Origin of the sequence: Zophobihabitans entericus, from assembly GCF_011745665.1 — a bacterium.
In the GTDB taxonomy this organism is placed as follows: domain Bacteria; phylum Pseudomonadota; class Gammaproteobacteria; order Enterobacterales; family Orbaceae; genus Zophobihabitans; species Zophobihabitans entericus.
Map to the genome: position 1 here is coordinate 975,108 of NZ_CP050253.1, position 12,229 is coordinate 987,336.

A 12,229-nucleotide genomic window follows, 5' to 3' on the forward strand; every position below is an offset into this window, starting at 1 on the left:
CTTTTTTCATTTTGGAAATAAATAATATGAACTAAAAAGCTAGTCTATTATGTTCTCACATATTTACTAATATAGGAGAACCAAATATGAAACCACATTTAAATGTTCCATTAATAAGACTTCCAGATGTACTTCATTTAATTCCAATCTCAAAAGCAACTTGGTATAGCTGGATTAAACAAGGTATTGCCCCTAAACCTATTTGTTTAAGCGCTCGCTGTGTTGCTTGGAAACTAACCGACATTCAAAACTTTATTGAAGAAAAGCAATGTAGGGAAAATGGTCATGTGTGATTTAACAATAAATTGGGCAATAGAAAATAATATTCCTTTTATACCATTAGTCGAACAAACAAAGCATCCATTGAATCGAAATTGGGTAAGTACATTACCAATAAAAAAAGATAATAGTGCTGAACTAATTAAAGATACTGTTACAACATTTATTAAAAATAAATATGGTATAGGTTTGTTATCTGGTCATCCAATTAATAATTCAAGTGTTTTAGTTATTGTTGATGTAGATATTCGTTCTGTAGATTCACAACACCAACAAGAGTGCGATGATTTTTTAATATCTATTGGACTAGATCCTCAAGAACCAAATGTTTTGACCGGGAGAGGAGGTGGTTCTCGACACTACTATCTATGTATTCCAACAGCGTTCGCAATAGATAAAGCGAGTTTTAAATTAGCGCAGTCTAGTTACTTAGTTGAGAAAGATGGTCAAAAAAAACCAGCTTGGATAGTTGAGTTATTAGGGAAAGGAAAATTTGTTGTTGCGCCTCCATCTTTACATCCAGATACAGGTCTAGCATATAAGTTTGTTCATCAAAATATAATTTCTGAAGTACATAAATTTATGTATTACTTATACCAAATAAGAGATGATAAACATTTGAAAAATAGTATATCAACTCAAGAAAAACAGAGCTCAAGTGCTTTAGAAGAAACTAAAGAAAACATTAATAGATTGAGAGAGGTTTTAAGATTTTTGTCTTCAGATTGTGATAGAGAACAATGGCGAGATATTGTGTGGTCTATTTGTGCTCATAATTGGAAAGCTGGAAAAGAGATAGCCCAAAATTGGAGTAAAAATGCTGTTACAAAATATAATCAAAGTGCTTTTGATATTGTCTGGGAATCTTTTGATTCAGAAAAAGATAATTGTATAGGTATAAATACTGTTTATTATTTAGCAACTGAAAAAAGCTGGATAGATGATAGGGTGCATGAATGGTTAAAAGACATGAATCAAAAGTATTTTAAAGTTTTTGTTGGTGGTGAATCAAAAAAAATGATGATAGGTAGAACTTTATCTGAACATGGTGTTAGTTTTATTTCTATCCCAGATTTTCATAACTCATTGAGTAATAGAACCATTAATTTAGGTGGTAAGGTTATAAAAATATCTAAAGCTTGGTTAGAGCATCCAAAATCAAGAGGTTATGAATCTATTGAGTTTCGTCCTGAGTGGGGATTAGAAAATAGAAATAATATTTATAATAGCTATATAGGATGGGGAATTACTCCGACTAATTATAACAGTAATGATGAATTTACCTCGGTTTATAATAAGCTTGTACCTGTTCTAAAATTCTTAAAATGTATCATCTGTTCAAATAATGATGAACATTTTTATTATTTACTGGGATGGCTACATTCTTGTGTGACTATTCTTGATAGACCATTAGGTATAGCTCTTGTGCTACGAGGAGGAAAGGGAATAGGAAAAAGTTTTTTAGGTAAAATATTGGTTAAAATTTTTGGAGTACATGGATTTCATGCGACTAATTCTGAATTATTAGTGGGGAGGTTCAATGGGCATCTTAAAAACTGCTTATTGTATTTTGCCGATGAAGGTTTATTTGTTGGAGATAAAAAGGCAGAGCAAGCTTTAAAAGGACTTATTACCGAAGATAAATTATTGTTTGAAAGTAAGGGTATTACCCCTGAGATGGCTGAAAATCGAATACGAGTGGTAATTGCAACAAATTCGCTACATGCTATCTCTGCCAGCTATGATGAACGACGTTTCTTTGTTTTAGATGTAAGTGATCGTAAGGCTCAGGACCATAAATATTTTAAATCATTGTCTGACTATCTTTATAATAATAATGGGATAAATGATTTACTGTCTTTTTTACAATCAGATAGATTGTTGAAAATTCTTCAACAAAAGGAATTCCATATATTGAACATTCCTAAGAGTAGAGCTCTTAGTGAACAAAAAATCCACTCTTTATCTGAAGTTCATAGATATATTTATGAATGTCTGTCATCTTCTGGCATTTTATATATGGATGGTTTAAATCAAATGAATAAAGGATGGCTTGGCGATATTGGAGTTAATATATTATTTAATGCTTACTTAAGCATGTTAAACAATGTCCGATTTAGTAGTATTGCATCACCTTCTTCTTTTGGGAGAGAGTTTTTAAAAATTGGTATTGCGAAAAAGATTCGATCATCTTCTTCAGGGCGTCCGTGGATATATAGATTATTACCATTAATTGAGGCAAGACAAATGTTTGCGGAAAACATTTTAAAAGAACCAGATTTTCAATGGGAGTCATAAAATGATAATAGCTAAAGCATATGTGCAAGGAGTGCAAAGACAAGGGAAACAGAACATAGTAAGCCCTTCGGATGAGCTTGCAAATGATATTTATCAATGGTTTCTTTCACTTGAATCCAAAAAACAATCAAGTTATTTTTATGAAATTGATTTAGTCAAAATATTTAATTGTAGTAATCAAGAATTAGCTATTGCAATGCAAAAATTAAATTTTCTATCAGATACGATTAAAATGAATAGAAATAATATTAACGTTTATTTTACTGTTGATTTATTATGTGGGAAAAGTGTGACGTAAATTAATAAATAGGACAGCTAGATATTCTTTATATGTAAGGTTTGTCTTAGATGTCTTACTTGTCTTAGAATTTATAAAACTATAATTAATAGTGATAGATATATATTATAATTTTATAGAATAGTCACCGTGTTTATATAGGACAGGATGGTTATCATTTATAATGAATATTATCAATCACAGTTTCTTATTTCTCATCTTGTAGCTATAGTAAGAACCTAATAAGGTGAAAATAGTATAAAAGGCAGCCAATTTTTGATTTAGATTTATATTAAGAACAAATAAAACAGCGCATAATACACAAGATACTATAAACAATATTTTAGCTGTCTTATCTTTATGTTCAGGCGCAATATAAATTCCAATTATAATGAATACAGTACCCACCAAGGTAGATGTTATACATTCAAGAATAATACTAGCTCCGATACCTTTATCACCATAAAAGAAATTTTGTAAATAAAAAAACACTCCTGATATAAGCACTGATGATAATAGGGCACAAGGGAAAACTGCTATCCATCTTAAATATTTCACTTTATATTCTCTTCAAAATTGTTATATAGCACCTAATTGGTATCTAGAGGATTGTGGTGCTATCAGAACTAGTTATTAATATTGGTTATCTGTGTCTATCACTGTATGAGTTAAGTGATTAAAGCATAAATATTTCTTATTTTTCCTTTAAATCAAAAGATAGATTGGTTGGTAGTACCTTATTTAAAAGAACTTTGCTTTGGGTTAATTAATCTTTAAAGTAACAAAATAAAATGTAACGTTATTTATGAATAAATGATAATTGTTTGTACCGATCGGAATTTTATCATTGATCGTTTTTGTCGATCGAAATTGAGTTGCTTTTATTGAGTCAGACTCTTCATTGGGTAATTAAATTGATGCTATACTAGATAAAATTCATTTATGTAGGATATGGAATAAATTATGCAGCAAGGATCTCTATTATATGGTGAAAGATTTTTAGAAAGTATGGCTGGTTCAATTGTCACAGATCCAGAAATTGCAATAATTGAATTAGTAGCTAACTGTTGGGATGCTTATGCAACAAATGTGCAAATAACATGGCCAGATAAAGAAAACTCAGTGCAATTTAAAATAGTTGATAACGGTCATGGTATGACATATAAAGAGTTTGAACATATTTGGAGAACTCTTTCATATGACAGAATTGCAGCCCAGGGAAATACAGTTAATCCACCTCAAGGTAATCAAGGTATTCCTCGTACTGTTTTTGGAAAAAATGGTAAAGGGCGATTTGCATCTTTTTGTTTCTCAAGTGAATATCTCATTACTTCTTATAAAGATAATCGAAAATTTACATGTAAAGTAACAAGAACCTCAACAACGCCTTTGCTAATCTCAAAAATTGAAGACTCGGAAGATGACCAAAATAGACACGGTACAGAAATTGTGGGTACTGGTGAAATACTAAGAGGATGCGGCTTTAATGAGGAGAATATTAGGGAAATAATTGGAGCTAGATTCCTTGCTAATCCTGAATTTAAGGTTTCAATCAATAATAATCCTATAACCTTTAAAGATATTAGTAATTTGTTGTCTACTAATTATTTAGATATTCCTGAGATAGGTCGAGTTGAAATATTGCATATTGATTCTAAACAATCGGATAGGACGACAAAACAACACGGTATTGCATGGTGGGTTCAAGGGAGGGCTGTAGGTAGTTGTAAATGGAGAGGGAGCGATTTTACCCGTATTTTAGATGGTAGAACATCAGAAGCTAAAAGATTTACTTTTGTTGTTAATGCTGATTTTTTAAACGATGGTGACCATATTCTTTCTGACTGGAGTGATTTTAGGGAAGATAGCAATGTATGGAAAATAACTAGAGAACTAGTTCAGGATAAAATTAAAGATATTATAATTAATTGTAACAAAAGTTCCCGGGAGGAAAAGCGTACATCTGTAATTGAGAGTGTTGGGTTTGAGGTAAATAAATTGCCTCCCCTTAGTAAGGATAGAGTGAAAAATTTTATTGATGAAATAATTGATAATTGTCCTAGTTTTGGTGTTAAAGAAATAATTCAGCTTTCAGGCATATTAACAAAGCTAGAAAAAGCTAATTCACGTTATGGTTTATTAGAATTATTGCATAATCAAGAGAGTAATGATTTAGACTCTCTTCATGATATTTTAAGTCAATGGTCTATAAGTATGGCTAAAATTGTATTAGATGAAATAAAAAATCGTCTAAAACTGATTAATGAACTGAGAGAAAAAATAAAAATTGCAGGTATTAATGAGGTACGTGAACTCCAGCCTTTATTTGAAAAAGGATTATGGATGTTTGGTGCACAATTTGAATCTATCGAATTTACTTCTAATAAAGGTATGACTAAAGTTATTAGAGAATTGTTTAAAGATCTAACTGCTATAGGTTCAAGAAATAGGCCAGATTTTGTTGTTTTACCTGATTCAAGTGTAGGTTTATATGCAAGATCATCTTATGACGATGATTATAATGAAAATGGAAGTGAGCATGTTGTTATTGTTGATCTCAAAACAACGGGTTTAGCTTTAGGTTCAAAAGAGAAAGAGCAAGTATGGAAATATGTGAAAGAGCTCAAAGCAAAAGGTTATATTAAATCTTATACAAGAGTGGATGGATTCATCCTCGGTGATAATATTGAAAGCGGGGAAGAGGAGCTTCGACGTGAGGGTGATTGTGTAAAAATAACACCGATGCTTTATGATACAATATTAACTCGAGCAGAAAAAAGACTTTTAAGTTTATATCATAAAGTTCAAGATGCTCCGTTTTTACTTGAGCAACAAGAAATTTTAAAAAATTTTGTTGAACCCCTTAGTGTGCATAGGGGTAATTTAGATATATAAAATTATTTGCTTCCGTAAGTATAGCGCCATATGACAGAAGTACCCTCTCTCATTATTTCTTTGGTCCAAAGGGGGGAGGGTCTTAGTGATTTACTTTATACTATATTAAAACGTTATCGTGATTTTCTATTATAGGTACTCTTTTAGGTACCTTGGTATTTTATAATAAATAAAAATTTATATAAAACATGTGATTGTTTATTTAAGTAAACTCCCGCCAGCCACCACATACTGATTTAAAGAAGTTCTAAGATGTCCACTAAGCCCGCACCCCAAAAAGGTTTGCGGGCTTTTTAATATAAATATCAATAGCACAATCAATCAGGTAATCTCTTCTTATACTTCTCCACCAAATCATGTTTCCACTCATCAAGGAGATAAAACTCTTTTAACTTATATTTATAAGTATTGAAAGGCTGCTTTTTAGGTAAAGGTTTCTTCCAGACAGAAAAGGTAATACTTCGTGAGATTCGCCAGTCGGCATAAACGATATATTTCTCGTGCTCCTGAACCCAAGCCTGAATATTACCTCCAGTAATCTTTGTAAATCCAATCTGAGATAATCGCTCCTCTGCAAAGGTTAATTGTTCTTTATTTCTCTTTGCGTTAAAACTCCAGCCATTATCAATTAATACTTCTTCAAAAGGGGATGTTTTGTATAGAGCTTCAGTTTGACGTCGTCGAGCTAATTGCTGTCTCTCTTCTTCACGTTCTTGTCTATCGCTTTCCGCAAATTTTTTATTCCAGTGTGACCACGCTATATCTTTAGCTACTTTTATAAATAAGCATTGATGTGCCTTACCTTCACCCAGTAGATGACGCCGTAACCCTTCAGGGAAAGCAAACCCTTCACGAAGAGTAGATGAACCATTTGAGTGGCACAAAGGGCAACTTACTCTAACTTCTCTATACCACTGTTTCTCATTGGTTGGAGGAATTGAGGTACTCTCAATAATTTTTTCAACAATATTATTAAGTCAATAATATGACCCGTCTCTGGAAGAGCAATGATAAGAACTCATCAGTAATGAGCCCATCTCATAAGGCAATAAATTTAATACTTCGTATCTAAGATTTTCCAGCTTATTCTCAAGTTGAGTAATTTTCTCATCTTTATTAATAAAGTGGTTCATTTTTCTATCCTTACTAAAATTATTCTTGTTCTCTAATCTGAATCAATAAGTCTGATTACCGATAGAAGTCACTTAAAGACGAAGAGAGGATTCGTCCAATTCAAACTCATTCTGCATACCTAATTTTTCCATAATGGCAGGAAGAACTTGATGAATGATACGTATTCCCACTAAAAGCTCATTCATATAAATATCAGGGTGCAAACGGGAATCATTAAAACCCATACTCTCATCATCAGCCTCTCGCCCAAGTTGATCGTGAGAAGGATTATTAACTAAGTCCATTATTTCAGCCCTCAGAGGAATACGAGCTCGAATTGCCGTGTTTTTAGTCTCTTTTAACCATTTTCTATAGTCTTTCTTGGTTTTATTTTTAAATACTCTGAAATTAGATGCAATGTTAGTGTCGATATCCACTTTACTTGCGGCAAGAGCCAGTAAACAAGAGTCAATATCGCTACCGACGGAACCAAATAAATCAAGCTCATCATCCATAACCAGTTCATAAACAAAAGCTGCATAAAACCCATAGACATCAGTTAACGACTTATAAATATTAAAGATAAGATCATAATAAAGATTATCATGAAGACGCTCACGCAACTCATCATCACTATCTTCATCTTCAGCTAAATATTCTTCTAATTCCTTAGGAAATTCTTTAGGAATATCAACACCAATTTCCTGTAGTAAAGACAAAGTACGCTCACATAGAAGTCCTAGTTCATCATTTAAGGGATAACAAATATATCCAGTTTCATCGCATTCCTGTGCCATCTCAGCAATAAAATGGATAAGTATTTCCCACTTATTGGCATTTTCAATAGAACCTGTTAAAAGAATCACTTCAGGAGACTGTTCACCAATCTTTATCAAATCACGCAACTTATCCTCCATCTCTGAGGACATATGTTCTCCGTTTTTCCATTTAGTAATTTGAGTTGGGGAAACTTTCAGCTTAGCAGCCAGCTATTTTTGACTACAAGAAAGGTGTTTTAAGGCTAGTTGAATTTAGTTAATAAATATTTTAATTTACTAAATAATAATAAATGTTGCTATACATAATATTTATCGTAATAAGTATAAAAGTATATTGTAACATTTATCCAAATAATGTGACTTACTTCATCTTTTTTGTTTGACCAGGTAAAGATCAATTGTTATGCTAAATCGATATAAAAATCATTATAACATTCAATTATATAAATAATTTTTTAATAGTAAGACTACTTACTGTTGCAGGGTGATTTAGATGGGGAAAAATAGCCAATATCTTGCTGATGAAATGCCTGAGTGGTGGTACTTTCTACAGTCCATTGGTAAGTGGGCTTTTACTAATAAAGGGACCTACATTTGTGCTATTTGTCCTGACGATATCTTTTCATCTTATGCTGTTGCTTCTTCGATTCTACCTTCAGAAAATACCTCGATCGATATTCATATGCAGCTAAAGTCATCTCCTTTTGTCCTGATCACTACTGATGAAATGCCAGATAAAGGTCAAAGAGCTTATTATTGTGGTGATGAAGAAATGAATGGCCAACTGCTTTGTTGTTTTCAGCGAGTCAAGAATACGATCCAAAAGAAGCCTGTTTCAGAACTAACAAAAAACATTGTTCTTTGTACTCATGATGGTAAAAAAGAAGACTGGTTGCTTAAAACTGATCGCTTATATGACGCGGTCAAAAAGCACCATGTTTCAGAACGATTAAACTTAATTGGTAATAAAACACAGTTACTCGAGTCAGCAAATAATTTTTCATTATCTGTTAATGGAAAAACGCAATTATTAAGCGAATATCTTGGCATTTTAGGCGGAGAACAAGTTTTATCCTACCAGGCGCTGATTAATGTGATCAGTTCTCAAAATATCAACTGTCAGGAACAGACACAAATCTGGAGTGGTAATATTCCCTCGCGCCATCCGCAAAAAGATCAGTCTATCGTTTGTTGCTTATCTGCCAGCGATGTTAATTTAGATGAAAAAGTTCAGCGATTTCTTACTCACTATACTCAACATTTAGGCCAGACTGGCTGGCGCCCCGAAGTGAAAAATGGCCTGTTTGAGAGTGGCGGCCTGCAGTCACTCTGCCAGAAAAAGCCAAATACTATTGGTTTATCAGTGCTTAGCTATAAAGGAAATTCTGATGCCAATGCCCTTTAAGATTTGGCAAGATCATTCTCCTGCTAAGCTCTATATCCTGAGAATCAAACATGATATCTACTATCAGCTGAATTGCATTTATCACCAGTTATGCTCTCAGCTAAAATCAGAATATTACAGACCAGAAGAACTCCCACTATTGAAGGCTCTCAACAACCTGTTAATTACCGGGTTAACGCTTCCGTTACCTTCTCTGAGCGATTCTTTGGATAAATTAAAAACATTACAACAAGACTTTCATTTTTCTTGTTTGGTCTCAAAAGAACTGGAACAAGAACTCAATGAGGTCCTGAAACAGCTTCAGAAAAATCCGGAAACACCGGTTTTCTCAGCCTTAGAGCGCTTGTTTCTGGATAATTCAGTGCCTGAGCTTGCTAATATTCAACGATTTAATTTTAGCCTTAAATATTCCTGCCACTTTGACATGGTTAGTAACGTCTTTCATGAGCATGAATTTAACTCTTTTAGTCAACTCTCTTTATTAGAGGAAACGCTTAAGAAAGGTTCAAATCACCCACTTATTCTTACCGGCCTAACTAACTGGTATCAGCGCTTTTTCAAAATACCACCGGCAAAAAATCTTATTCTGATAACGCCCTCATGGTATTCTACAAAAATTAAACACGATAATCCATTTACGACTTATGCTGATATCACCATTGGATTGAGTTCTGCTGCTTTAGTTCTCCCGGCCCAGATCTCCACTTTAACTCTGTATACCGATGAGAAAATAACTCAGGAACAATTCATTGATGATGAATTGATAACTGAACCTGCTCCAGGCGTTGATTTAATGGAAAAACCATTATCACAGCTTAAATTAGCTAATGACTGGATCACTTTTGAGCCGGGTAAAAAGACGGTTATTGTTAGTTCTGACCATCAGGTAAGGTACGAGCCTCTGCATTCAATTAGCCAGCTAACCATAGGTGAATACTGGGTTGATGTTGAAGATAAAAATGAAACAGACAGTATCATCAATCCTGACCAGGATACTATTGCTCAAATGGAAATCTGGAAAAAACCAATGAGGCGTTTTGCAACACAACCAAATTTACTGGTGAAAAAATTACGAAGCTACGGTGCTACCAGCCGTGCTAATGAGCAAAATGTCTGTCACTGGATGAAACCAAGTCATAATGGAATTTTCGCTCCTCAGGATCTGGAAAATGATTTTAGAGCTATTCTCCATTTTGCCAATATTCCCGTAGAGTATCACCAGGGCTTCATCCAGTTAATTAACAAATTACGCTCAACTAATCGATCACAAGGGCGGATAACCTTTGCCGATTTAACCAACCAGATGCTGAGTGAACTTAAAGCATTATTATCTACGGTATTACAGACAGATGTGGATAGCCTGCAATTGCAAAGCACTAATTATATTTTCCAGTTAAGAAAAATTACCGATCTTCACTGATATTATAAAAAACGGATATTTTATGGCCAGAATGATTCCTCCAAAATTTGACCACCAACAGACGAAAAGTTCGGGTGAAAAGCTGCTTTTTGAAAGATTACAAAGAGATCCGGACACTAAAAACTGGATTGTTTTACATCAATATGATGTCGCTAATCATAAAGGTGCTATTTCTGGTGAGATTGATTTCTTAATTCTGGTACCGGGTAAAGGTGTGTTAGCTTTAGAAGTCAAAGCGCACCAGCAGGTAAGTCGTGATGAACAGGGCAGATGGTTTTTAGGCCGGCAAAGTACCGGTAATGACAAAAGTCCATTTGTTCAGGTGTCAGTGTCTATGCACTGTTTGCGCGAGTATATCTGTAATAAAGACACCCGATTAAGAAGTATTCCTTTTATTTCTGCGGTTATTTTTACCCACTGCAACTTCGATGCAACGTCACCCGAGTGGCGTCCCAGCCAGCTAATGAACGCTGAACAGTTAAAAAAGAGAGGGATTGGGCAGCTTATTTTAAATACATTTGATAAAGAACGGGAACGTATTACTAATTTACCCACTGGCAAATGGTTCACCGATCCAAAAGCGCCTTCAAATAAAAGTATTGAGCAGCTTTTATTCTTATTGCGGCCTCCACTTTCTTTTTCTTTATCACCGCAGAACAGGTTGGATAATAGTCAACAAGAAGTGCTGGAATATACTCAGGAACAGTTTTTAGCACTGGAGGCGATAAATTATAACGACCGTATTTTATATACCGGGCCAGCGGGAACAGGGAAAACCGTGCTTGCTATTGAAGCCGCTAAAAGAGCGGTATTAGAGCATAAAAAGATATTATTTATCTGTTTTAATCGTTATCTGGTTAATTATATTAAAGATAATCTCAGCCAGGCAGACACTAATGAGATTGATATTATTAATATTCATGCGTTGATGACCAGAATTACCAATCGTGCTCCCGTTGAAGATACTCCTGAATTTTGGAACTCGGTTTTACCTGAATCTACGTTAGATTGTTTACTTGATGAAAAAAGCGAGCTGACCGGGCAATATGATTTATTGATTGTAGATGAGACCCAGGATATTGTCGCTCATCCTAAATGGCTGGATATTCTGGATTTATTATTAAAAGGTGGGCTACATGCCGGAAAATGGCTAATGTTTGGTGATTTTAAAGGGCAGGCTATTTTTTCTAATATTAAAGAGAAGATATTATTCAGTAATCTGAATGAACGAGCCAGCCATTTTCCGGTGTATCCATTATCTGTTAATTGTCGTAATACGCTCCCCGTGGTTGAGCAAAATAAACTCATCGGTCGTTTAGGGGATTTATATAGCCTGGTAAGGCGAGGGGAAGATGAAGAACACAAGCCGGTACTTCATTACTTTAAAAATCAAGAGGAGCAGTCTGAAAAAGTCTTGAGCAGTATTGATAAACTTTTGGCGGACGGATATCCCCATGGCTCAATTACACTGCTTTCGCCATTAAATCGCTCTCCTGTTATTGAACTGATAAGTCAAAAAAGAACCGAATTATTGACGCCTTATTACCAACCCGAAGCAAGCAAAATAGCGTATACCACAATCCATAGTTTTAAAGGGCTTGAGAATGCTTTTATTATCATTACTGATATTGATGAAATTGAAAGCATTCAGATGCGCAAATTGCTTTATACCGCAATGAGTCGAACAACCTTAACTTTCTATCTTTTCCTGTCCAATAAGACAGTGAGCCAATTACAAAAGCTTGTCACTGAGGCAAAATAAT

General features: G+C 34.1%; 11 protein-coding genes. 7 read left to right on the top strand and 4 right to left on the bottom strand.

Annotated elements, in window-relative coordinates; all coding sequences use genetic code 11:
* The first annotated feature begins 86 nt into the window (after positions 1 to 86).
* The 3 genes from IPMB12_RS04475 to IPMB12_RS04485 are packed head-to-tail and all read left to right on the top strand — an operon-like array spanning position 87 to position 2,875.
* The gene (locus tag IPMB12_RS04475) at positions 87 to 293 is read left to right on the top strand and encodes a helix-turn-helix transcriptional regulator (protein ID WP_166915345.1); all 207 of its coding nucleotides are present in this window, start codon (positions 87 to 89) and stop codon (positions 291 to 293) included.
* On the top strand, positions 286 to 2,577 hold the full coding sequence (locus IPMB12_RS04480; protein WP_166915347.1) for a DUF5906 domain-containing protein: 2,292 nt from the start codon (positions 286 to 288) through the stop codon (positions 2,575 to 2,577). Before IPMB12_RS04475 ends, IPMB12_RS04480 begins: the two co-directional genes overlap by 8 nt.
* A gap of 1 nt (position 2,578) precedes the next feature.
* A complete protein-coding gene (locus tag IPMB12_RS04485; protein ID WP_166915349.1) occupies positions 2,579 to 2,875 on the top strand; it encodes a hypothetical protein in 297 nt (98 codons plus the stop codon).
* Between the two features lie 177 nt (positions 2,876 to 3,052).
* Here IPMB12_RS04485 and IPMB12_RS04490 read toward each other — a convergent pair whose 3' ends face one another.
* Positions 3,053 to 3,412, bottom strand: coding sequence for a hypothetical protein (locus IPMB12_RS04490; RefSeq protein WP_166915351.1), 360 nt, complete (start codon positions 3,410 to 3,412; stop codon positions 3,053 to 3,055).
* Positions 3,413 to 3,817: 405 nt separating this feature from the next.
* Here IPMB12_RS04490 and IPMB12_RS04495 point away from each other — a divergent pair, with 405 nt between their 5' ends.
* Entirely contained in the window at positions 3,818 to 5,749 is a 1,932-nt protein-coding gene (locus IPMB12_RS04495; protein WP_166915353.1) for an ATP-binding protein, read from the top strand.
* A gap of 317 nt (positions 5,750 to 6,066) precedes the next feature.
* Here the strand turns inward: IPMB12_RS04495 and IPMB12_RS04500 are convergent, their stop codons facing one another.
* From IPMB12_RS04500 to IPMB12_RS04510, 3 genes are all read right to left on the bottom strand, one after another.
* A complete protein-coding gene (locus tag IPMB12_RS04500; protein ID WP_166915355.1) occupies positions 6,067 to 6,633 on the bottom strand; it encodes a hypothetical protein in 567 nt (188 codons plus the stop codon).
* A gap of 93 nt (positions 6,634 to 6,726) precedes the next feature.
* Positions 6,727 to 6,882: a hypothetical protein gene (locus IPMB12_RS04505; RefSeq protein WP_166915357.1), complete on the bottom strand. Its 156-nt coding sequence runs from the start codon at positions 6,880 to 6,882 to the stop codon at positions 6,727 to 6,729.
* A 72-nt stretch (positions 6,883 to 6,954) separates the two neighbouring features.
* Positions 6,955 to 7,791, bottom strand: coding sequence for an XRE family transcriptional regulator (locus tag IPMB12_RS04510; protein ID WP_208293551.1), 837 nt, complete (start codon positions 7,789 to 7,791; stop codon positions 6,955 to 6,957).
* A gap of 343 nt (positions 7,792 to 8,134) precedes the next feature.
* Here IPMB12_RS04510 and IPMB12_RS04515 point away from each other — a divergent pair, with 343 nt between their 5' ends.
* The 3 genes from IPMB12_RS04515 to IPMB12_RS04525 are packed head-to-tail and all read left to right on the top strand — an operon-like array spanning position 8,135 to position 12,228.
* The gene (locus IPMB12_RS04515) at positions 8,135 to 9,046 is read left to right on the top strand and encodes a hypothetical protein (RefSeq protein ID WP_166915359.1); all 912 of its coding nucleotides are present in this window, start codon (positions 8,135 to 8,137) and stop codon (positions 9,044 to 9,046) included.
* A complete protein-coding gene (locus tag IPMB12_RS04520; RefSeq protein ID WP_166915361.1) occupies positions 9,030 to 10,466 on the top strand; it encodes a hypothetical protein in 1,437 nt (478 codons plus the stop codon). The genes IPMB12_RS04515 and IPMB12_RS04520 overlap by 17 nt, the downstream gene beginning before the upstream one ends.
* A 22-nt stretch (positions 10,467 to 10,488) precedes the next feature.
* Positions 10,489 to 12,228 carry a nuclease-related domain-containing DEAD/DEAH box helicase gene (locus IPMB12_RS04525; protein ID WP_166915363.1) on the top strand — a complete coding sequence of 580 codons (1,740 nt, stop codon included), beginning with the start codon at positions 10,489 to 10,491 and terminating at the stop codon, positions 12,226 to 12,228.
* The last annotated feature ends 1 nt before the right edge of the window (position 12,229 follow it).

Excerpts from the sequence above, each read along its gene's own strand:
- IPMB12_RS04495 (WP_166915353.1), top strand. The coding sequence starts at position 3,818 with ATGCAGCAAGGATCTCTATTATATGGTGAAAGATTTTTAGAAAGTATG.
- IPMB12_RS04525 (WP_166915363.1), top strand. The coding sequence starts at position 10,489 with ATGGCCAGAATGATTCCTCCAAAATTTGACCACCAACAGACGAAAAGT.
- IPMB12_RS04510 (WP_208293551.1), bottom strand. The coding sequence starts at position 7,791 with ATGTCCTCAGAGATGGAGGATAAGTTGCGTGATTTGATAAAGATTGGT.
- IPMB12_RS04475 (WP_166915345.1), top strand. The coding sequence starts at position 87 with ATGAAACCACATTTAAATGTTCCATTAATAAGACTTCCAGATGTACTT.
- IPMB12_RS04515 (WP_166915359.1), top strand. The coding sequence starts at position 8,135 with ATGGGGAAAAATAGCCAATATCTTGCTGATGAAATGCCTGAGTGGTGG.
- IPMB12_RS04480 (WP_166915347.1), top strand. The coding sequence starts at position 286 with ATGTGTGATTTAACAATAAATTGGGCAATAGAAAATAATATTCCTTTT.
- IPMB12_RS04485 (WP_166915349.1), top strand. The coding sequence starts at position 2,579 with ATGATAATAGCTAAAGCATATGTGCAAGGAGTGCAAAGACAAGGGAAA.
- IPMB12_RS04520 (WP_166915361.1), top strand. The coding sequence starts at position 9,030 with ATGCCAATGCCCTTTAAGATTTGGCAAGATCATTCTCCTGCTAAGCTC.
- IPMB12_RS04505 (WP_166915357.1), bottom strand. The coding sequence starts at position 6,882 with ATGAACCACTTTATTAATAAAGATGAGAAAATTACTCAACTTGAGAAT.